This is a genomic window from Magnetococcales bacterium, from assembly GCA_015232395.1.
GTDB lineage: Bacteria > Pseudomonadota > Magnetococcia > Magnetococcales > JADFZT01 > JADFZT01.
The window spans coordinates 42,277-62,536 of sequence record JADFZT010000022.1 but is presented as its reverse complement, the minus strand read 5'-3'; the positions used below and the strand labels follow the sequence as shown (position 1 = coordinate 62,536).

At 54.6% G+C, this 20,260-nt stretch carries 16 protein-coding genes; 2 read left to right on the top strand and 14 right to left on the bottom strand.

Annotated features, from left to right (window positions below; translation table 11 throughout):
• Positions 1–31 precede the first annotated feature (31 nt).
• Positions 32–271 (bottom strand): DUF433 domain-containing protein, encoded by a 240-nt coding sequence (locus tag HQL52_08555; GenBank protein ID MBF0369491.1) that lies wholly within the window; start codon positions 269–271, stop codon positions 32–34.
• A gap of 98 nt (positions 272–369) precedes the next feature.
• Entirely contained in the window at positions 370–1,131 is a 762-nt protein-coding gene (locus HQL52_08550; GenBank protein ID MBF0369490.1) for a class I SAM-dependent methyltransferase, read from the bottom strand.
• Between the two features lie 470 nt (positions 1,132–1,601).
• Between HQL52_08550 and HQL52_08545 the strand changes: the two genes are divergently transcribed.
• The gene (locus HQL52_08545) at positions 1,602–2,234 is read left to right on the top strand and encodes a hypothetical protein (GenBank protein ID MBF0369489.1); all 633 of its coding nucleotides are present in this window, start codon (positions 1,602–1,604) and stop codon (positions 2,232–2,234) included.
• Positions 2,235–2,344: 110 nt separating this feature from the next.
• On the opposite strand, the gene HQL52_08540 is transcribed toward HQL52_08545, so the two are convergent.
• Positions 2,345–3,295 carry a cation transporter gene (locus HQL52_08540; GenBank protein MBF0369488.1) on the bottom strand — a complete coding sequence of 317 codons (951 nt, stop codon included), beginning with the start codon at positions 3,293–3,295 and terminating at the stop codon, positions 2,345–2,347.
• Between the two features lie 607 nt (positions 3,296–3,902).
• Here HQL52_08540 and HQL52_08535 point away from each other — a divergent pair.
• Positions 3,903–5,912 carry a diguanylate cyclase gene (locus tag HQL52_08535; protein MBF0369487.1) on the top strand — a complete coding sequence of 670 codons (2,010 nt, stop codon included), beginning with the start codon at positions 3,903–3,905 and terminating at the stop codon, positions 5,910–5,912.
• A gap of 42 nt (positions 5,913–5,954) precedes the next feature.
• Here HQL52_08535 and HQL52_08530 read toward each other — a convergent pair whose 3' ends face one another.
• From HQL52_08530 to HQL52_08480, 11 genes are all read right to left on the bottom strand, one after another.
• Complete coding sequence (locus tag HQL52_08530; GenBank protein ID MBF0369486.1) at positions 5,955–9,167, bottom strand: transporter substrate-binding domain-containing protein; 3,213 nt, start codon at positions 9,165–9,167, stop codon at positions 5,955–5,957.
• Between the two features lie 305 nt (positions 9,168–9,472).
• On the bottom strand, positions 9,473–10,570 hold the full coding sequence (locus HQL52_08525) for an ImmA/IrrE family metallo-endopeptidase (protein MBF0369485.1): 1,098 nt from the start codon (positions 10,568–10,570) through the stop codon (positions 9,473–9,475).
• Positions 10,571–10,583: 13 nt separating this feature from the next.
• Positions 10,584–10,919 (bottom strand): killer suppression protein, encoded by a 336-nt coding sequence (locus HQL52_08520; GenBank protein ID MBF0369484.1) that lies wholly within the window; start codon positions 10,917–10,919, stop codon positions 10,584–10,586.
• 403 nt (positions 10,920–11,322) lie between these two features.
• On the bottom strand, positions 11,323–11,772 hold the full coding sequence (locus tag HQL52_08515; GenBank protein ID MBF0369483.1) for a ferritin family protein: 450 nt from the start codon (positions 11,770–11,772) through the stop codon (positions 11,323–11,325).
• A gap of 94 nt (positions 11,773–11,866) precedes the next feature.
• Positions 11,867–14,809, bottom strand: coding sequence for an FAD-dependent oxidoreductase (locus tag HQL52_08510; GenBank protein MBF0369482.1), 2,943 nt, complete (start codon positions 14,807–14,809; stop codon positions 11,867–11,869).
• 60 nt (positions 14,810–14,869) lie between these two features.
• Positions 14,870–16,651: an NADH-quinone oxidoreductase subunit NuoF gene (locus HQL52_08505; GenBank protein ID MBF0369481.1), complete on the bottom strand. Its 1,782-nt coding sequence runs from the start codon at positions 16,649–16,651 to the stop codon at positions 14,870–14,872.
• Positions 16,648–17,205, bottom strand: a complete 558-nt coding sequence (locus HQL52_08500; protein MBF0369480.1) for an NAD(P)H-dependent oxidoreductase subunit E — start codon at positions 17,203–17,205, stop codon at positions 16,648–16,650. Before HQL52_08500 ends, HQL52_08505 begins: the two co-directional genes overlap by 4 nt.
• 164 nt (positions 17,206–17,369) lie before the next feature.
• The gene (locus HQL52_08495; GenBank protein MBF0369479.1) at positions 17,370–17,753 is read right to left on the bottom strand and encodes a HEPN domain-containing protein; all 384 of its coding nucleotides are present in this window, start codon (positions 17,751–17,753) and stop codon (positions 17,370–17,372) included.
• Between the two features lie 35 nt (positions 17,754–17,788).
• Entirely contained in the window at positions 17,789–18,163 is a 375-nt protein-coding gene (locus HQL52_08490) for a nucleotidyltransferase domain-containing protein (protein MBF0369478.1), read from the bottom strand.
• A gap of 213 nt (positions 18,164–18,376) precedes the next feature.
• A complete protein-coding gene (locus HQL52_08485; GenBank protein MBF0369477.1) occupies positions 18,377–19,150 on the bottom strand; it encodes an ABC transporter permease in 774 nt (257 codons plus the stop codon).
• Positions 19,147–20,100: an ABC transporter ATP-binding protein gene (locus HQL52_08480; GenBank protein MBF0369476.1), complete on the bottom strand. Its 954-nt coding sequence runs from the start codon at positions 20,098–20,100 to the stop codon at positions 19,147–19,149. Before HQL52_08480 ends, HQL52_08485 begins: the two co-directional genes overlap by 4 nt.
• Positions 20,101–20,260 lie beyond the last annotated feature (160 nt).

Below are 20,260 nucleotides of genomic sequence, written 5' to 3'. Positions count from 1 at the left end.
GATCTGGGAAGATTTTCATCCAGCTTGATTTTCACGCGATTTTGGGGATTCTGGGTACAGGCAGGTCTTCCACTGCGGAGTCGGCGGCGAATGCGATAACCGCTTTCAGGTCCGCTGCTGTCAGGGTGGGAAAATCTTTCAGGAGATCTGCCGTACTATCTCCTGCCGCTAAACTCGCCAGAACTGTTCGCAGGGTTACCCGAGTACCTTTGATGACGGGTTCCCCACCACAAATCCCCTTATCCCGGATAATGTGTGCCTGATAGTCCATGATGATTCCTCTCGCAGAACGAATTGCGGAAGCGATTCTCTTCTTGGCCTGGCCCTCAGATCAAGTTGCATCAATTTTGACTGAAGATCAATCTGGATTTATGAATCTGGACCAGGCAGACGGATCAACACGGCATGGTGGGCATAGTACCAGCGTCGCCAGAGGGGGGTGAGCCAGCGAGGGCCGTAGTGGGCGGTGAAGAGGCGTAGAGCGGTGGCGAGTTTGGATTGACCATCCTTGGCCGCCACAAAGCGCACGGTTTCGATGGATTGCCGGGGAATATAGTGGCGCTGGGACACCACCTCCAATCCGACGGACTCCAGAAGGGCCATAAAGCTCTTTGGGGTGAAAAACTGCACGTGACCGGCGCTGTTGTTGTGCCGATTGCGAAACAGGCTTTTCAAGCGGCTGACCAAAAGATCATCCAACGGCACCTCCACCACCAGCCATTGGGCTGTGCAGCGACGGGTCAGCTCAGTGAGAAAGGTGGCAGGATCTTCCAGATGCTCCAGCACATGGCAGAGAATCACCACATCCACCCCCCCCAACTTTGACCAGTCCAGGGTGGTGATGTCCCCTTGGTGGGCGGTGATGCCGGGGGCGTTTTTTTTCAGGTGGGCAATGGCGTCGGCAGAGGCGTCCACCGCCACAAAACCATCCGCAATGGTTTGCCGCTGGCACTCCTGGATCACCGCACCCGTACCACACCCCAGCTCGGCCAACACCCGGGGCCGCACATCCACGGATGTGAGCAACTCAACCACCGATGTGACTTTTTCCAGCGCCCCCCGCCGCAGCCATTCCGCTTCGCCGTAGAGATCCTCCTGGTAGAGTTGGCTGTAAAATTTTTGACCGCTCACAGTTGCCTCTCTTAAGCAGTTGGGCAAGAAAGGCTTTCATCCTGCCAGAGATGGCTATCCCTCATCAATCAATCCAACCGGTTTTAGCCCTAACACAAATTTTGGCTCAAATGATGAGCTAACAGTAAGTCTACCTCAGAGGCTGTATGGTTTCCATATTATGTTGAATTCAAGCTAAATTTCAGAATTTTGATGCCATTTTGTTTTCATCAAATCATTGGGTGGTTGTTGTTTTGGAATGATGAATCGTAGTTATACAAGCATGGGTCATAAAAAAATAATTTCTCGATGATCCTGTCCGCAAAATGGGCTAATTTTCTTTGTTCCAAGTGAGATGGTGATGAGCCCTTTATCGAATCAGTTGATTGAATTTCCATCCTTTATTGTTCGATCTGGATGAGTTGATAGCAACAGGCCCTCTGGTAACCGCAACCACCCCACCATCCTTGTCAGAAAAGATCGGCTGCCTCATGAGTAAATCAATGGGTATCATCGGTTCGGGAGAGGCGGCCAGGCATTTGGTCAGGCTTTTTGCCCGCAGCGACAAGATCAAAGTCCATTTTGTGATAGAGACCGATCACGATCGCAGCGCCATCTCCTTGGCCCAAAAGCTTAACATTCCCATCGGTCGGGAGGTCGAGTCCCTTATTCGGCAAAATGAACCCGATTTTATTATCGATACGGTGGGCAACGAACAATTGTTGGATCAGGTGTTTGCAGTCAGAAATCACGCCAAGATATTAACCCACGATGTCTCCGGGCTGTTTGCGGAGGTGTTGAGCGAGCGACAAGCGCAACTGGGGGCCAGTTTGCACCAGGATCTGACTGACCTGAAAGGCAAGATCAGCAACAACACCTCCGAAATCCTCAAGACCTCCCACTCCATTAATAAAATTTCCAACGAGTTGGAAGTGTTGGCCATCAATGCCGGGATTCAGGCTTCTCGGGCAGGTTCGTTTGGCAAAGGATTTTCAGTGGTGGCTGGAGAGGTCAAAATCACCGCCCGGGTCGCCAGAGAGCTTTCCGGGGATATCGATGAAGTGGTCAGTGAAATCTCCTCCCTGGCAACAGACATCGAAAAATCCCTCGCCAAGGCCCATTGATGGGGAAAATTTGGTCTATTGGGGGTATTCCAGCAAGGTGACTGTCACGGGGTATCCGTCATCAGGGATGAGCTGGGAATGGTTGAGGAGGGGAGGGGCTTGAAGCGGATTCAGGCCGGTGGGTCATTTTTGCGATGGGGGGTAAAAGTGATCTGAACCCGGGCGATGTGGTCGATTTCATCGGTGAGCTGCCGGGTAATGGCGTGGCGAATCTGGTGGGTCGTCTCTACACTCAACCCACCATCCACCTCTACCCCCAGGTCCAGCTCATAATAATCCCCCAGCCGCCGCCCACGCACCCAAACAACAGCACGCACGCCATGGGTAAAGACGCAGATCTCCTCTACCCGGTTTTGCACGGGTGCGGCAAGCCCGATATCGAGCAGCCCTTCCACCGACTCCACGACAATTTTAAAGCCCACCCGCAAGACCAGCAGTGAGACCAGCAGCGCCGCCAGATGGTCGGCAAAAAGCCAGCCCAGCCAAGCCAGGACCGCGCCGATCAATACCATGGAGGCGGACAAGGCATCCATCCGGTTATCCAGGGCAGCGGCCTTCAAGGCGGGATTGTTGTTGGTTCGGGCCACGCAGGAGAGTTTGCGATACATCATTTCGCCGACGATGGTCAGGGTCAGTGCCGCAAAAATCGCCAGAAAGGAGGGTTTTTCCACCAGGCCGTCGTTGAGATGTCGGATGTTGTGCAGAAAAAAGGCCACCGCACCGGAAAAGAGCACTCCCCCCATAATGAAGGAGGAGAGAAAGAGCACTTTGCCATAGCCATAGGGAAAACGACTGGTGGGAGGCTTGCGGGAGATGCGAATGGAGATCCAGTTTCCCCCTTTGACCAATACGTCCCCAAAAGCCAAAAGTGCCATGGCATGAAGGCCGATGGAGCCGGAGAGAGAGCCCATGACGGCGCTGAACAGGGAGATGGCGACGGTCATGAAAAAATCGAGGCGAGCGGCTGTGGTCGCACACCCCTGACAATGTTTCGCCTGCACCGCAGGTTCGGCATGAACCGGTATGGTGCAGGCTATGAATCGATCGTGAGTCTCCGCCATGCAGCCACCCTCGGCGTTTGAAGTTTTGCCACAAACCCTGGCTTTAAAGGGATATCCAGACCCCTGAAAGCCCTCGAATCAGGAATCCTACCATAAAACGAGCTTGCCTGACGAGATCGTCTTCCAGGATCAAGCCTGTTCAACGAGCTTGAGGTGTCAGCCTGGTATCGGAATTTTCAGGGAATTTTTCAATGCAAAAAGAGCTCCCAACCAGCTGAGAGAAGATTGCAAAAAACGCCCCACTCCTCAATCAGGCAACATAAAAAAGAGTCAACTGAAAGCGAGTTGTGTGAAAATTAATTTTTACACCTGTGACCGGAATCTTCTGTTAAGACGCTGTTGTGTCCATGTAACCGATTGAAAATAGCGGTTATTAAAAACAGGCTCGGTCTTTGCAGTAGATTTAGAAAAGGTGTCTTTAAATGGCGCCCCATCAAGGGTAAGTCAAAAAAGCAGCGTAAAGCTTCAGATGGTTGCATCCACATTTGGTTCAGAAAATGGAAGGATCAGACTTTAAAGGAACGAACCGATCAACCTGTTTCAAGGCAAATGGAGCCGGAAGGATATTGAACTCGGGGGAGGGATCCCGGATCCAATGGAGGCTACCATGAACGTTGGAGCGAATTTACCTATCGATATCAGCCAGACAGGCCGGGGACTCAAGGAGCTGGATCAGTTTCCTGTTCCCCATGAAGTGATTCAGCGGATATGGCAGGTCACTGGTGAGGAAAACACCTCAGGCAGAGATTTGGCCCGGGCGGTAGATGGAGAGCCCGCCGTGGTCAATCGACTGATCGGCTTGCTGTTCATCCAGGGGGAGCCGGTGGATTCCGCTGAGGAGGCGGTGTTGCAGGCGACGATCACCTTCGGTTTTACCCGTGTACGCAACTTGGCGTTGGAAGCGCTGCTTTATGACACCCTCATCCATTCCGATACAACGCCCTGGTTTGGCCCCACCCCTTTCTGGCGGCATGCTCTGGCCGTAGCCCATTTGGCCCATCTCATTGCCGAAGCGCTTCTTTGGGATAACCCCCAGGAGGCTTGGCTGGCCGGTCTGGTGCATGATCTGGGCAAACCACTGCTCCATCATCTGGCCCCCCTCTCCTATGATGACCTGCTGGCCATTCCTTCCCGGTCAGACGAGGAGATGGTCATCAGAGAACGCCATCTCATGGGATTCAGTCACGACGATATGGGTGCCTATCTACTCGATCGTTGGGGTTTTTCAAGGCGCATCGTCACAGGGGTTAGAGGACATCACCGGTTGGATATGAGTCTTAACCTGGATGATGGTGATTTAAAGCTTGCGGCCATCGTGCAGCTGGCTGATTTTTTGGCCTGGGTGCAAGGGTATGGCTCCATGACCGGCGGGCGTATTCCGGCATTGAGCCCGCATCTGGAAAGGATTGTTGATATTCGGGATATCAACTTGGCCCAATTGAATCTCAGCACCGACCCACTGATGCAGGAGGCGATGAGCTATCACGGTATGCCCCTGCCCAGCAGCAATGAAGGCCAAAAACGGCTGATGGAAGCCAGCCTGCGTCTGGCTCGCTCCAACTCCGTTCTTCAAGCCTCCACCCGGGAGTTGCGTTATGCCCCCCTTCCTCCCAGCTATCGGGAAAGTCTGCTCGCTCCCCATCAAAGCTTGTGCCAGAAGGAAATTTTTAATCAAACCCTCAAAGCCATCCATCGGGAGTTTCACTTCAAGGGGGTTATCCTGTTTGGAATGGATGCGGAGCAGCGGGAGCTTGAGATTTCTCACTGGAAGGGCGATCTCACCTGCCGCCAGCCGCCCAATCTGCTGAAAATTCCCCTGACCCAACAGGAGAGTGGGTTTCGAACCGTTTTGCGGGAGGGGCATGGGCGAATTATCAGAGGGGAGAGTCCCGTGGAAAAGCGGGTGTTACGATTTTTGGGTATTTCCGAGTTGGGTATCGTGCCCATCAGCGGCACGCAACGATCCCATGGGGTGGTGGCGGTGTGGAACCCCGAGGGTCGTCCCTTGGAAAAACATACCCTCCTGGGGGTCACCAATGTCGTCGGGGAGTTGGGGCTGGCATTGGAACATGCCCGACTTCACCAAAAAGTGTCGGAACAGGCGGATCGGGATGCCCTGACGGGGCTTTACAATCGGGGTCGGGTGGATCGCCTGTTGGCCCAGCTGGTTCAGGAAAACCGCAAGGAGATCACCCCCTTTTCCATTGTGATCGTGGATATCGATCATTTTAAGCTGTTTAACGATCGTTTCGGCCATCCGGAGGGGGATCGGGTGCTCAAGGTGGTGGCTGGCCTTCTACAAAAACACACCCGCATGAACGGCCTGGTTGCACGCTTGGGAGGGGAGGAGTTTATCATCGTCCTGGAGCGCACCGGCCACATCGCGGCCTTGCGCTATGCCGAACGTCTGCGTAAAGGGGTGGCGAAAACGGGATTGCTCCTGGGCAAACGCTATAAAGGCCAAAATCTCACCATCAGCCTGGGGGTAGCTCAGTATGAACCCTATATGACCAACGCTTCGGAGCTGATGAAAAAGGCTGATGTGGCCCTATACGCTGCCAAGGAGGGTGGCCGCAACCGGGTGGTGGGGGCTGTTCCCAAGCCGGGCCCCTATTGATCCGGGAAAGCTGACAAGAGGTTTGTCAATATGATGCCTGCTTCAGATAGGGGGAGCACGGTAGCGATCAATCACTTCCAACAGGTGGATTTTGCGTACCGGTTTGGTGAGGTGATAGTCGCACCCTGCTTCCAAGGTTCTGCCCAAATCTTCCTTTAAGGCCTGGGCGGTCAGGGCAATGATCGGAATGGGTTTCAAATTCGCTGTTTTTTCCATCTGGCGGATGGTCCGGGTGGCTTCATAGCCATCCATCACCGGCATGCGCATGTCCATCAGGATGAGATCGAAGCGTTCTTTTTCAAAAGCCTCTACCGCTTCAGCCCCATTGACCGCCTGCACCAGGCGATGAGGGGATTTTTTTAAAAAGGCGGAGATCACCAGGCGGTTTTCCACGGCATCGTCCACCAGCAAAATGTGGAGCTGTTCTTTGGTAGACTGACTGTGAGGTGAGGCAGTGGGTTGTTCCTCTGGATCCAAACTTTCCCGGTGGCCATGAAGTTTGGAGGAGGGAAGAGGAAGTGTGACGTGAAAGGTGCTGCCTTGGCCCAGACGGCTTTCGACCCCAATCTCCCCCCCCATGGCTTCCACCAATCGCTTGCAGATGGTAAGCCCCAACCCCGTACCGCCAAAGTGGCGGGTGGTCGTGGTGTCAGCTTGGACAAACGGTTTGAAAATCCGGTCGATTTGTGCCTCGGTCATGCCGATACCGGTATCCGAAATGGCAAACCGAATGACCTGATTTGCTTCCTGGTGAACGGTTACGGTCACCTGACCCAGATGGGTAAATTTAATGGCATTGTTGAGCAGATTTAACAGCACTTGCCGCAGCCGGTCAGGATCTCCCCGGACATGTCGGGGCAGCCCTGATCCTAATTCGACCCGAAAGCTGATCTCCTTTTCCCGGGCGGTCAGTCTTTGGAGGCCTGCGGTGTTTTCAACCAGCTTGGGCAAGTTGAAATCGATCAGGGTCAGATCCATCTGCCCCGCTTCGATTTTGGAAAGATCCAATACATCGTTGATCAGGGCCAAGAGGGTTTCGCCGGCATTTTTCAGCGTTTGCATATAGTGGCGCTGCTCAGCTGAAAGATCGCTCTCCAGCAGAATTTCGTTCATGCCGAGGATGGCGTTGAGAGGTGTGCGAATTTCGTGGCTCATGTGGGCCAAAAACAGGGTTTTGGAGCGGTTGGCCGATTCCGCCGCATCTTTGGCCTGTTGCAGCCTGTCCTTGATTTCCCGGCGAGCGGTGATCTCCTCGGTGGTCCAGACAAACCCTTCGTCGATATGGTCCTTGTTGATGGCGACCCCCCGCAGATGACACCAAAAGCGCTCGCCATTTAAGCGCTGCAACAGCAACTCCTCCTCAAACACCGCCCCGGTGCGCAACACCGGATAGGCCCGCTCCCCAAGCCTTTTGAAGGCCTCTTCATCATGGAAAAAATCTTGGGTGGTACGTCCCACCATCACGGTAGTTTCAGCACCAAAAATCCTCGCCATGGTGGGGTTGGCCTGACGAATCACACGATCCTGGTCCAGAAAGGCGATCCCCACCGGGCTATGGTCCAAAACCGCTTTTTGTCGATCAGCCAGTTCCTGAAGGCGTATCTCTGCCTGCCGCCGTCGCTGAACCTGTTGCCGCAGGGTTTGATTCCAGAGTAGGGCCATCAGTAGCAGCAAGGCAAAACCACCAGCGATCCAACTGACCAGGGTGTAGTCAATTTTTTCCCGGACTCGAATTCTCACCCAGCTGTGATAGATCGCCTCTCTTTTGGCTGTTGGCATGGAGAGTAAAACTTTGTTGAACACCTCTGCCAGGATGACATGGTGCTCCGGCACCACCATGGAGAGGCCGATTTTTTCCGAGGTCATGCCGGAAATTTTCAGATCATCATAGGCACCACTCCCCAGGTGATATTGGGCGGAGGGGGCCAGGTCGATGCAGCCGAAGGCCAGACGCTGGGCGACCCTTTGCAGGCAGGCTTCGGTGTCGTCTACCTCGATCAGGTTGAGTTGGGGGTGGTGTTTCTTTAAAAACGCCACAATCCCACTGGCCCGTGCCACCGCCAGGGATTCTTGGGCTACCAGATGGATATCTTCAATGAAACCCACCAGACGGCGGGTGATGATGGCAAGGGGCATTTGCAACAAAGGCTGGCTGAAGGCGCTTGGCTGGCCGGTGGAAAGCTCTCCGTCTAATACCAGCCAAAAATCCACCGGTTTTGTTTGATCCACCCAGGGATTTTCAGTGTTGCCAAGAGGAGAGCCGAGGGTCAGATCCACCCCGACAGCCTCCCTGAAATAAGTCAGATAATCTCCCAGAATGCCTTCCAGATGATTGCCTTCGACAAAGGCCAAAGGTTTCCGGGAAGAGGTGCGAAAAAGGAGGGCTTTATTCTGGCTGATCCAGCCCTTTTCTGCTGGGGTGAGGGGAATGCGTAGTTTGGCGTTGGGGCCGGGAATGGAGATCCATTTGTCCTGTAGAGCCAGACGCTCCTCGACGGTGACGCTTTGCAGCCCTTTGTCGATGAGGGTTTTAAGGGTCGGCCAGTCGTTGCGGACAGCGATGTGGAGGTTTTCAATTGTGAGATGACCGCCGATATCGGTCTCTCCAGCCACTTTAAGGCCGTGGATCATCCGTTGGCGGATTTGATAGATGGTGGAGCCCAGGGTTCCCAGATAGGCGTCTACTTGGCCGTAAGCCACCAGCCGCAGCCCTTCGGAGGGGGTATCCACCTCCAGCACTTGAATCCCGGGATAATGTTTTTTCACCAACTCGGTGGTGGCATACCCTTTGACGCTGACCAGTTGCCGATTTATGAGATCTTCAATGCGCTGAATCCCGGTTTCCCGCTCTCGAACCAGCAAAATATGAGGGGTGTCCATGTAGGGACTGGTAAAGGCAAAATGGGCTTCCCGTTCCTGGTTTTTCCAGATGGCTGGAAACAGATCAATCTGACGCTCCAGCCCCATTTGCAGAAGCTCTTTCCAGGTGTGACCGTTGATAAATTGAAAGGTGAGCCCGGTCTTTTGGCCAATGAGCTTGACCAGATCGATGGAATATCCCTTTTCGACCCCCTCTTCGGCAAAGTCAAAGGGTGGCCAATCGTTTTCGTTGGCAACACGAATGACGGGGTGGTCGGCGATCCATTTTTTTTCATCAGGTGACAGGGAAAGCTCACCGAGGGATGAGGCGTGGCTCAATGGTGATAAAAAGAGGCTGACGCCAATCAGGAGGAGACAGGCTGCAAGGGATTTCAAGGGAGTGGTCTGCCGGAAGAATACCATGGGCCAACGCTCACCCTTGGCACAAAATGGGGAGGAGCCACTCAATGGTAAGACATTGTATTTGCAAAAGACCCACGATCACTCCCATGGAGATCAAACACCGGTTGAATCAGCGCAAACCAGCTTGCCGGAAAAATGGATATTTGAAAAGAACTATTTCAAGCAAGCAGGAAACAGGAGGTAGGATTGAGAGTTCAGGAATAACAGGAAAGACCGACAAATTGAAACCAGGGGGAAAAAATGGATGAAGGTTGCTGTGATAAAATGATTGATTAGAATCAATCCGACCAACGATAGCGTGTTTTCAGGTTATTGAGCTTTATGTTCCAGGGTAGTGCCTTTTCGTGTTGTAGACGACCAACGATAATCCCTGGGGCAATCCTTAATTCCTGGGCTAATGTGATCACTCGATCTTTTGTAATTGGACGGATCTGTTTGAAAGCTTTCCAGCGATTCTTCGGTATCAAGAAATTAGCCGCCCAGTCATCGGCTTCCTGCTCCAGTTGAGTGACAGCACCTTTGTTTTCTTTCTCATTGATAAAGATCAGTTTTTTTGGATGGAGCAGCAGGTGAGCCGCCTCATGGAAAAAACTGAACCATAAATGGTCGTCTGATTTATACCTCGCACTTAACTGGATCGATCCTCTTCGAGGTGAGAGCCATCTGGATGCACCACTTAGTGCAGCGTTTCGAACCAGTTTGACCAAGGAAAAAGCTACGCCAGCGTCATTGCAGAGTTGGGTCACCCTGGGAAGAAAGATAGCCTTTTCTTTTTCGATGGTTAGGAGTCGAATTTGCTGCAAGGCTTGTCTGAAATTATTGGCATCATAGGGAGGAATTTCCAGGGATTCAACTTCAAGTTCACCCATGCGTAACCAACTGGAAAGTGCCTCATCGGCGCTTTTGAAAGAGGGGGAATGGCGATAGGCGACATTGGCCTTGGCAAACCGTTCTGACCATGCTTCCACTGATGCTACCCCAAAAAAGGTCAGCAGCTTTCCGACACCGTCCCGATCATCCTTGGGTTTCTGAAAATACCCGCGATCGATCAATTCTTTGATCGGAAACCCCCGGTACCATTCAACATGTTTTTGCCATTTTTCAGTTTCAGCCTGCCTGGCTTTGAATAGCTGATAATCTTTTTCAATCCCCATCCAAATAGAAGCATCCATTCCCAGGACTTTTTCGAATTGCAGCGCTGTACCCGCTTCGATAGGAGCCTCACCAGCAAGAATATTGCTGATAAGTTTGGCAGAACGTCCACAGCGGCGGGCAAATTCCGCAGCGGAAAGTTCCCGCACCGCTAAATGTTCATCTAACACCCAACCTGGAGGAACACCATAGTCTGGACGATATCGGTCGGTATCAGTAGTCACAAGACGCCTCCTTTCAGTGATAATCTTTTACTCCGAGGATCTTGATGGCGGTGACCTGAGAAAGATCGATCCCACCATCCTCTCTTCGAGGAATTGGGCGGTGGTTGACTGAAAAAAAGAGCCGGTAAGGTTGAACAAGGTCCACGGCAAACTGTTCATCCCGATTCTGTGTCAATTGATGGCACCGTTCCGGGGGAATGGTTGGAACTCGGTTCAGGTTTTCTGCATGTTCAAGTACCGTCATTCGCATGGATATAGCTCGAAACATGCGCGTATTGTACTTTTTTTTCAGCTCTTTTTCAGAGTTGAAGCACTTCTCCAGCTTGGTGCTGGCAAAGGCGATTTCCATTAGCTGAAAATCCGATATCGTTACCTGATAGGTAAGAGTTTACCCAGGAAAACTGTGGCGAGCAAGAAGATTTGATTGCATCGCTGCAAGTTCGCCGGGAAAGCTGACCAGTCAGTTGTTTTGTTAGGCCAAAGTGAGGATGCTTAATTCACAATCTAATGAAATTAAGCTGGCCTGTATATGCTCAAACTAAATTTTATAAAAAATACAACACTTCAGTAGTATGGTGAGAGGGTCTTCAAATGGAGTGGGATGAGTTGATATGGAAGGGAGGGGAGTTGAGGTCAAAAAAAAGAGGCCGTCACTTAAGACGGCCTCTTGTACGCGACTTTTTCAAACGAGGATACGGTTAAAACCGTTGGTCGGCTAAAATGAACTCGCTTACCAAGAGTTTACCCCCATATCACCCCTCTTTAAGGGTATCGTCGTATTCCGCTTCCAGGCGGGAGCCGTGTTTGCCTTCCTGCTCGGCCAGGAAATTGAACACCTCTTTCAGCTCGGCATCGTCGGCAGCAGCGGCCATCTGGAGATAGAGTTTTTGCGCGGCTTTTTCCCGTTTGGCAGCCAGGAGCAGCGCTTCTTCGTAGCTCACCGTACCGGGATGATCTTCCACCACCAGATAGTCGGAAATTTTCAGGTCCGGGTCGGGATAGCGGCGGGCGCCACCAGGGAGGTGGTGGTTTTTCTGGATTTTTTCCAGATGCTTCTTATGCTCCCGCTCTTCGTTGGCGTGGACCAGCATCGCCTCTTTCTGATCCTTGCTTTCGGAACGCTCGGCCATCTCTTCATAAAAAGCGGCCTCCTTCTCCTCATGCTCCATGGCATACTGGATGATTTCGTCGAAGCTGTTCATTTTTTATAGACCTCTTTTGTCAGAGGAATGCGTTATCACTCAATGAGTAGGGAGCCCAGGAGGGAATCCCCCAGGGCTCCCTGACGATTTTTTGTTACCAGGACAGTTCCATCCCAACCATGTGGGCGGTAAAGGCCTCTGAGCGGCTGTCAGGGGCTACAGCAGCCAGTTCCGGAGCCAGATCCGTGTTCATGACCCGTTCTCCATTGAGTGCGGCTACCTGGGAAAGTTCCGGAACATCCTTTGCCAGGGCTTGGCGCAACGAAGCCAGTTCACCCAGGTCAGGGGTTCCAGCCAGAGTCGCCAAAGCAGCCAAGCTGCTCTCGCGGCCATTACTTTCCAGAGCAGGCTGCACCAACGTCAGATTGCCATCCCGGTTGAGGAAGGCACCAGCACTCTCCAGAGGATCAGCAACGGCTATGGTGATATCTGCACCCGACGCAGCCCCTTGGCTGGAGAGAGCAATCACCTTGGCACCGGATGCCGCACCGGCCCCGGTATTCACCAGCACCAGACAGTCACCCCCAGCCGGACCGGTCAAGGCTTGGGCCCCGAGCTTGGTCAAGAGGGCCACGTTGGCTTCACCCCGCATCTTGCTCAAGGGCTTGGCCTCGCCATCAATCCCAGAACCGGCGTTGTAGTAGAAGTTGCCCCCGGAAGCCTTGGCCAGGCGGGAAGCGGCATAAGCCTCCTCCACCGTGGCATTGGCTGCAATCACCACGGAAGTCTGGCTGGCAGCTGCCATGGCCTGTTTGGCCTCTTCCAGAGTGCCACTACCGTTGTCCCGCTTGGGTAGCAGTTGATAGCTGAAACGGCCCTCGGCACAAATGGAAGCGCCGTTGACCGGATCGCCATCAATGCTGGAAACCTTGACCACGCGCCCTTCCGCCACATGTACCGCCAACCCACATCCTTTGGAGCATGCGGTGCACGAAGAGTTAATCACATTCCACAGCCACGGTCCGGCTTCCTTACCGGTATTGGCGGAGATGGTGCCGGTGGGGCAGACATCAATGCACATACCGCAAGCATCACAGCCGGTGGTTTGCAGGGGATCGTCAAAGTTGGGTCCGATACGGGTGCTGAAACCGCGATCGATAAAGCTGAGGGCGTTGACGTCACGCACTTCGGTGCAGACCCGCACACAGCTGGCACAGGTGATACACTTGTCCGCTTCGATGCGAATCAGCGGATGGCGGGTGTCTTCATCATATTTGCGCTTGTCGCCAGCCAGTTTTTTCTCAGTCGCACCATAGTCGGTGGAATAGTTGCGCAGATCACAGTCGAAGCGGGCGGTACAGCCGCACTCAATGCAGCGTGTGGCCTCGGCCATGGCCTGGACCTGCTCCAGACCGACGTTGATGGGCGCCCAGCCTCCGCCATTTTTGAGACGCTGCTCCGGCGGATGGGTGGACTCCAAAGCCCGCTTTTTGTGTACGAAACGGGGGGAATAGTCCGCCATTTCCAACTCTTCCAGGCGACCCCGGGAGATGGCATAAGGCTGTTTCAGAGTGATCGGAGAGCCATTGAGATAAAGATCCATGGAGATGGCGGCCCGCCGTCCCTCACCCACGGCCCGGATCAGAATATCCGGACCAAAGGCGCAGTCACCAGCAGCAAAAACACCCTCCTGGCTCGTCACCATGGTCTTTTCATCATACACAAAGGTGCGCCAGCGGGTGGTGTCGGGCTTGTCGGCTTCGCTTTCGATACAGGAAAGATCAGGATCCTGGCCGATGGCGGGAATGATGAGGTCGAAGTCAAGATCCTCTTCGCTGCCTTCGATAGGCACAGGACGGCGACGACCGGAATCGTCCGGCTCACCCAACTCCATGGTGATGACCCTGAGCCCTTTGGCCCGACCATTTTCCAGAAGGACGTCGGAAGGTGCCGTCAGAAAACGCACCGTGACCCCCTCTTCCATGGTCTCTTCCTGTTCGAGGGGCAGCGCAGGCATTTCCGCCTGGGTCCGCCGATAGAGCAGGGTCACTTCCGCGCCCAGTCGGGTCGCTACCCGGGCGCAGTCCATGGCGGTGTCGCCACCACCGATGACCGCCACCTTTTTACCCAGCTCAATGGGCTCTTTCAGAACCGCTTTTCTCAAAAAATCAACGCCCCCCATCACCCCGGGGACTTCTTCATTCTTGACCCGCATGGGTTTGGCCTTGTGGGCACCGATGGCGAGCAATACCGCGCCATACCCCTGGCTCTTGAGATCGGCTATGGAAAAATCGCTACCCAGGCGCTTGTTGAAGTGCACCTTGACACCCAGATCCAGGACCGCCTTGATCTCCCGATCCAGGATATCCCAAGGCATCCGGAAACGGGGGATGCCGTAACGGGCCATGCCGCCAAGTTCGGGCAGGGCTTCAAAAATGTCCACTGCGTGGCCAGCCTGCCGGAGAAAATAGGCCGCAGCCAATCCAGCCGGGCCACCACCCACAATGGCGACCTTCTTGCCGGTATCGGGTCCGGCATCGGGAACATAAGGCCCATGGGTCAGTTCATACTCAGAGGCAAAACGCTTGAGTGGATTGATCGCAATGGCTTCATCCACCAAGCCCCGGCGACATTGGGATTCACAAGGATGGGGGCAGATGCGGCCACACACCACCGGCAGGGGGTTGCGCTGTTTGATCAGCCGCACCGCCGCTGGAAAATCGCCGTTGGCAATATGGGCGATGTAGCCTTGAATATCGATATTGGCCGGACAGGTCGCCTCACAAGGGGCAATACAGTCTCCGGCGTGGTCGGAAAGCAGGAGATCCAGCGCCATCTTGCGGCTTTTGGTGACCGTGTCGCTGTCGGTCTTGATCACCATGCCAGGACCTATCCGGGTGGAGCAGGCCGGTAGCAGGGTCCGGGCCTTTTCAACCTCCACCACGCAGAGAAAACAGCTGGCAAAGGGTTTGAGGCGGTCATCGTGACAAAAAGTGGGTATGTGAACCCCCTGAGCTTCGGCCGCTTCCCGGATGGTAGCATTGGCTGCCACCTCGACTTCCTGGCCGTTCAGGGTGATTGAAATGGTATCGCTCATCGCATCTTCCTCGCGCTAGGACTTTTCATGGGGTATCTCGAACCTGGAACGCCAGAGGCGTTATTCCACCAGGATGCAGTCGGGTTTGCACACTTCCACGCACATGCCGCAGTTGATGCAAACCTCTTGGTCGATCACCCAGGTATCCGGCTGCTTGACCGTTCCGGCAATGGCGTCCACCGGGCACTGCCGCTGACAGATGGAGCAGCCAGTGCAGTCTTTGTTGATGATGGTGTGGGTGATAAGCCCTTTGCACACCCCGCCGGGACAGCGATGATCTTTGACGTGGGCAATATATTCGTCCCGGAAATATTTCAGTGTCGTCAGCACCGGATTGGGGGCGGTTTGACCCAAGCCGCACAGACTCGCGGTTTTAATGCGTGGGGCCAACTCCTCCAGGGTATCGATGTCTTCCATCGTCCCCTCGCCCTCGCAGATTTTGGTCAACAGCTCCTTCATCCGCAGGGTACCGATGCGGCAGAAAGTACATTTTCCGCACGATTCCAGCTGAGTAAACTCAAGGAAGTAACGGGCCAGATCCACCATGCAGGATTTGGTATCCATCACCACCATACCGCCGGAACCCATGATCGCCCCGGTGGCGTTGATGGCGTGATATTCGATCTTGGTGTCGAACAGATGCTCCGGAATACAACCACCGGAAGGTCCGCCCAACTGGACCGCTTTCAGGGGGCGATCCGAAGCGGAACCGCCGCCGATCTCTTCCAGTACCTCTCGGATGGTCATCCCCATGGGGACTTCCACCAAGCCGCCCCGGGCTACCGCACCCGCCAGGGCAAACACCTTGGTACCCTTGGAGTCGTCGGTGCCGATGTCGGAATAGGCTTGGCCACCGTTGGTGATGATCCAGGGAATGTTGGTGAGGGTTTCGACGTTGTTGATGATGGTGGGCTTGCCGAAAACACCTTTGATGGCGGGGAAGGGGGGACGAATCCGGGGCATGCCCCGTTGTCCCTCAATGGAGGCCAAAAGCGCTGTTTCTTCACCACAGACAAAAGCCCCGGCCCCTTCCTTGATTTTAATATCAAAGGAAAAATCGGTACCGAGAATATTGTCGCCCAGAAATCCGGCCCGGCGGGCATCTTCCAGAGCCCGGCCAAAATAGTCCACCGCCAGGGGATATTCAGCGCGGATGTAGGCGTAGCCTTTGGAAGCGCCGATGGCGTAAGCCGCAATCAGCATCCCTTCCAGCACCGAGTGGGGGTCTCCTTCCAGCAGGGAGCGATCCATGAATGCCCCCGGATCCCCTTCGTCGCCGTTGCAGACCAGATATTTGACCTCTCCCGGTGCTCCCCGGGCAAAGCCCCATTTGATGGCGGTGGGAAAGCCTGCACCACCCCGGCCCCGAATGTTGGAAGCCTTCACCTCGGCGATGACATCTTCCGGGCTCATGCCCCCTTTCAACACCTTCTCAATCGCCTGATAGCCGCCCCGGGCTCGGAACTGCTCCATGGAGGTGGGGTTCAGCTGGCCGACGTTGCGCAGGGCGATTCGGGTTTGGCGGGTGAGATAGCTCCCCTTGTCGGTCTCTTCCGCGTCGCTTGAGCGAATGAGGTTTTTTTCCGGTGCATCCCCTAGACCCTTGTGAAACTTGACAATTTTTGGGATATTTTTCTTTTCGACGTTGCCCCAGAGCCAATATTTGCCCTCGGCATTGCGAATTTCCACCATCACTTCCTGGTGGCACATTCCCAGACAACCCACTGTTTTGAGTTCCGCATCCGGAAAACGCTGAGTCAGAATCTTGGCGACTTCTTTGGCTCCGGCGGCAATACCGCAGGTTCCTTCACCAACTGTGATGACCAATTGCCCTTCGCTCATTTGCCGCCTCCCTTGGTTCCGGCCTCGGTTTCATCCTGTTTGGCGCCGGGCAGAATTTCGTTGTTGGTTCGGGCGTGTTTTTTCAAATGCCGCTGGGCATCGGCCCCCTTGAGGTTGGGAAAAGCATCCTCACCCACCAACATCACCGGTGCCAGAGAGCAGCAACCGATACAGGCCACATCCTCCACGGTATAGCTGCCATTCTCCGCCGTATCCTCTTCTTCATCGGTAATACCCAGGATATGGCGCAGGGAGGTGTTGAGACGATCCGCACCCTGCACGTGACAGGCGGTGCCGTGACACACCTTGATCAGGTGTCGGCCCACCGGTGTCAGACGAAACTGGGCGTAGAAGGTGGCGACACCATAGAGTTGACTGGCGTTGATGTCGGTGTTGGCCACCACCAGGTCCATGGCGCTTCGGGGTAAATAGCCATATTCACCCTGAATGGCCTGAAGCAGGGGGACGGCGGCAGACGGCTCTTGGCCGAGTTCCGAGATCCATACTTGGACCTTCTGGGGATCAACGGTGGCTTCCAGGGACTGCTTGCTCACAGTGAATCTCCTGATTTTCCACGATCTTGAGGGGAATTCCCGGAAAGGACCGGGAAGAGTAGGATGTCCATCATTAAATGGACTTTTGGAAAGGTAAATTTTTTCTCGGGAAATCTCAAGAGGGAATGCGTAAAAATTATCTCCTTGTAAGAAATTGATATTTATCAAAATAATCTTTCATTCTCTTCCCATTTGTTCATCTCTTCCTGGGCTTTGGCAACCATCCGTTCCGCTGTCGCCAAGGCGTGATGGGCTTCTTCCCGGGTCGGATCCAGCCAGGCTCCCGGATAACGAACTTCCACCCCATAACCGGTCAATTCGGCCAATGCTTTTCGTTCAACCAGCCATTCAGGCAAAGTGGTGGCGACCAGATCCAGGAGTGGCATGAGATCGTGGGTTCGTGGAAAAGTGATTCCTTGAGCCGTCAAAATGCCTTTGATGGCCTTTTCAACAGCCTGTTGGGCGTGAAAGCAGGGGGTGTCTGTGGGGCCGTCGGGGAGGGTAAGAGTATGTCGGGCGGTGATTAAGTCGTGATCGGCTTTGCGCAATCACTGGTGGGCAAATTCGATGTTGCGCGCATTCATCAGGTGAAGCTTTCAGGGCCAGCGACCTGATTCCCTGATTCGGCATGGAGCACTTTTCCAGTGGCCATCGCCCGGGTGATAATGTGGTTGGTGACACCATTCCAATAGGCGGTCTCTTCGGGGGTATGGACCAGAATGTCCAAAGGGCAGGGGGCTGATTGAAAAAGCAGGCGGATGGGTACGGCGCGTTTATGGAAAGGGAGTTCGGTCTCCATGATGACCAGCAGATCAAGATCGCTTTCGGGGCTGGCCTCCCCTTGGGCATGGGAGCCAAACAGAATAATTTTCTGGGGGGAGAAATGGTGGGCGATCGTAGCGGCTACCCGTTGGATGAGGGCCTTGGAGATTACCGTTTTTGGCGGATGGTCTGCCATGGGTCTTCCTTATTGCCTTCGCCTTGGGTTGGGGATCAGTGATTTGCTCCCAGGCTTTTGGATTTTTACCAACCTCGATGAGGCCATGGGGAGAGCATAGCCTTTCCGGGCATGGAAAAAACCATTTTTTTCGTTTCATCCCTATCCAGTCATGGGAATCTTCCTGCTTGAAAAACCATTTTTTCTCATTGAAACAACCCATTCCACTCTAGTTTATCCCCCCCTTGGAACCCGTTTCACCTGCCGCCAGGCAAGCCACAGACAGATGCCAGCCCAGAGGAGCGCCACCCCCATGGCCAGGCCATAGCCGGGGTCTGAGAGTAGCGCCTCCGGGGTTTCATAGAAGGGGCGGCGGATGAGGGTCAGGGCGTGACTCACCGGATTGATCACCATCAACCCCTTAAGCCAGACCGGAGCGTGATCCAGGGGGAAGAGGGCGCCCGAGAGCATCCAGAGGGGCATCAGAAAGACCGACATGATGGCGTGAAATCCGGCGGTGGATTCCATGTTCCAGGCGATCAGCAGCCCCAGGGCGGTAAACCCCAAAGAGGCGATGAACAGCCCCAGGAGGATAAGGAGAATATTGACGCCTCCCGGCAGGAGACCCAAAAAAGGGGCCGCCACCAGTAAAACCAGGCTTTGGCTGAGAGCAATCCCCATGGCTCCGGCCACCTTGCCCTGGACGATGGCACTTCGGGGCACGGGGGCGGCCATCACCTCCTGGAGGAGACCCTGGGCGCGATCTTCAATGACGGTGATGGTGGCGAAGATGCCGGAAAAGAGCAGCAGCATCAATAAAATCCCCGGGTAGAAATATTCCAGATAGGAGATGCCCGAAAGCCCCGGGGCCTGAAAAGAGGGATTGAAGCCGTAGCCCAGAAAAAGCCAGATCAGGAGGGGCTGAGCCAGGGAGCCCACCACCCGATGGGGTTGCCGGAAAAAACGGGTCAGTTCTCTCTTGGCCAGGGAGCGGGCGGCACGGTTCATGGGGAGGACTCCTGGTGATCCACGCTGGCGGCTGGTTGGTGGGTGAGGCGGATATAGAGATCTTCCAGGGTGGGGTCTTTGATGGTAAAAGCGTTGATCTGCTCCCGATGATCGGCAAAAAGTGCCTTCAAGAGGGCGGTTGCTTCCACCCCCAGCACCCGCAACTCCCCGGGGTGGGGCTCCAGGGTGATCCCCTCCCAACCGGAAAGGGCCGCCATCAGCACCTCTACCCCATGGGATTCGATCACCACCATCTCCCGGCCCAGATTTTTTTTCAGGTTGAACGGGGTATCGAAGGCGATCAAGCGTCCTTCCTTTAAAATACCTGCCAGATCCGCCGCCTCCGCCTCCTCAAAAAGATGGCTGGTCATGAGCACCGTCAGCCCCATCTCCTCTTTGAGCTTCAGAATGGTTTTCAGAAAAGCCCGACGCCTGCCGGGATCGAGCCCGGTGGTGGGTTCATCCATCAATAATATTTGGGGGCGGTGGAGGAGGGCTTTGACCAGCTCGACTTGCCTGGCCATCCCGCCGGAGAGGGTTTCCACCCGGTCATCCAGGCGATCCTGGAGCCCGGTCCAGTGGAGATCCTCTGCCAAACGCTGGCGGAAAATCTGACGGTTGAGGTGGTAGAGATCGGCATGAATAGTGAGGTTTTCCCGGATGGTGAGGTGTTTGTCCAGGGCCGGTTTTTGGAACACCACCCCCATCAACTCCCGGGCGGCTCGACTCTCACGAAAGATATCGATTCCCCCCATCTGCACGGAGCCCTCACTGGGCAGCAGCTGGCCTGCCAGGATCTGAAAGAGGGTGGATTTGCCGCTGCCGTTGGGGCCGGTGAGCACCATGAGCGCCCCCTTGGGGATATCCAGGGAAAGGCTCTCCAAAGCCAGGCGTGGGGGGTGGCGGCGTTTGCCGGGATAGCGGTGAACCAGGTGATGGATGGTGATCATGGTGTTCTCGATTGGGTGCGCTGTGATTCAGTGGCTTGAATGGTTCGACCGGCTGGTTCCAGGCGTCATGAATCTGGCTGACGACGTGCGTTGATTCCACTCTACGGGAAGGATTATCCAGCTTAAGCCCAGAGAATTACAAGGTGTCCCCCTCTCGAAA

What these genes read in the sequence shown, in the direction of transcription:
- HQL52_08555 (MBF0369491.1), bottom strand. Translation starts at nt 271, where the DNA reads ATGGACTATCAGGCACACATTATCCGGGATAAGGGGATTTGTGGTGGG.
- HQL52_08545 (MBF0369489.1), top strand. Translation starts at nt 1,602, where the DNA reads ATGAGTAAATCAATGGGTATCATCGGTTCGGGAGAGGCGGCCAGGCAT.
- HQL52_08540 (MBF0369488.1), bottom strand. Translation starts at nt 3,295, where the DNA reads ATGGCGGAGACTCACGATCGATTCATAGCCTGCACCATACCGGTTCAT.
- HQL52_08535 (MBF0369487.1), top strand. Translation starts at nt 3,903, where the DNA reads ATGAACGTTGGAGCGAATTTACCTATCGATATCAGCCAGACAGGCCGG.
- HQL52_08520 (MBF0369484.1), bottom strand. Translation starts at nt 10,919, where the DNA reads ATGGAAATCGCCTTTGCCAGCACCAAGCTGGAGAAGTGCTTCAACTCT.
- HQL52_08515 (MBF0369483.1), bottom strand. Translation starts at nt 11,772, where the DNA reads ATGAACAGCTTCGACGAAATCATCCAGTATGCCATGGAGCATGAGGAG.
- HQL52_08510 (MBF0369482.1), bottom strand. Translation starts at nt 14,809, where the DNA reads ATGAGCGATACCATTTCAATCACCCTGAACGGCCAGGAAGTCGAGGTG.
- HQL52_08505 (MBF0369481.1), bottom strand. Translation starts at nt 16,651, where the DNA reads ATGAGCGAAGGGCAATTGGTCATCACAGTTGGTGAAGGAACCTGCGGT.
- HQL52_08490 (MBF0369478.1), bottom strand. Translation starts at nt 18,163, where the DNA reads ATGGCAGACCATCCGCCAAAAACGGTAATCTCCAAGGCCCTCATCCAA.
- HQL52_08485 (MBF0369477.1), bottom strand. Translation starts at nt 19,150, where the DNA reads ATGAACCGTGCCGCCCGCTCCCTGGCCAAGAGAGAACTGACCCGTTTT.
- HQL52_08480 (MBF0369476.1), bottom strand. Translation starts at nt 20,100, where the DNA reads ATGATCACCATCCATCACCTGGTTCACCGCTATCCCGGCAAACGCCGC.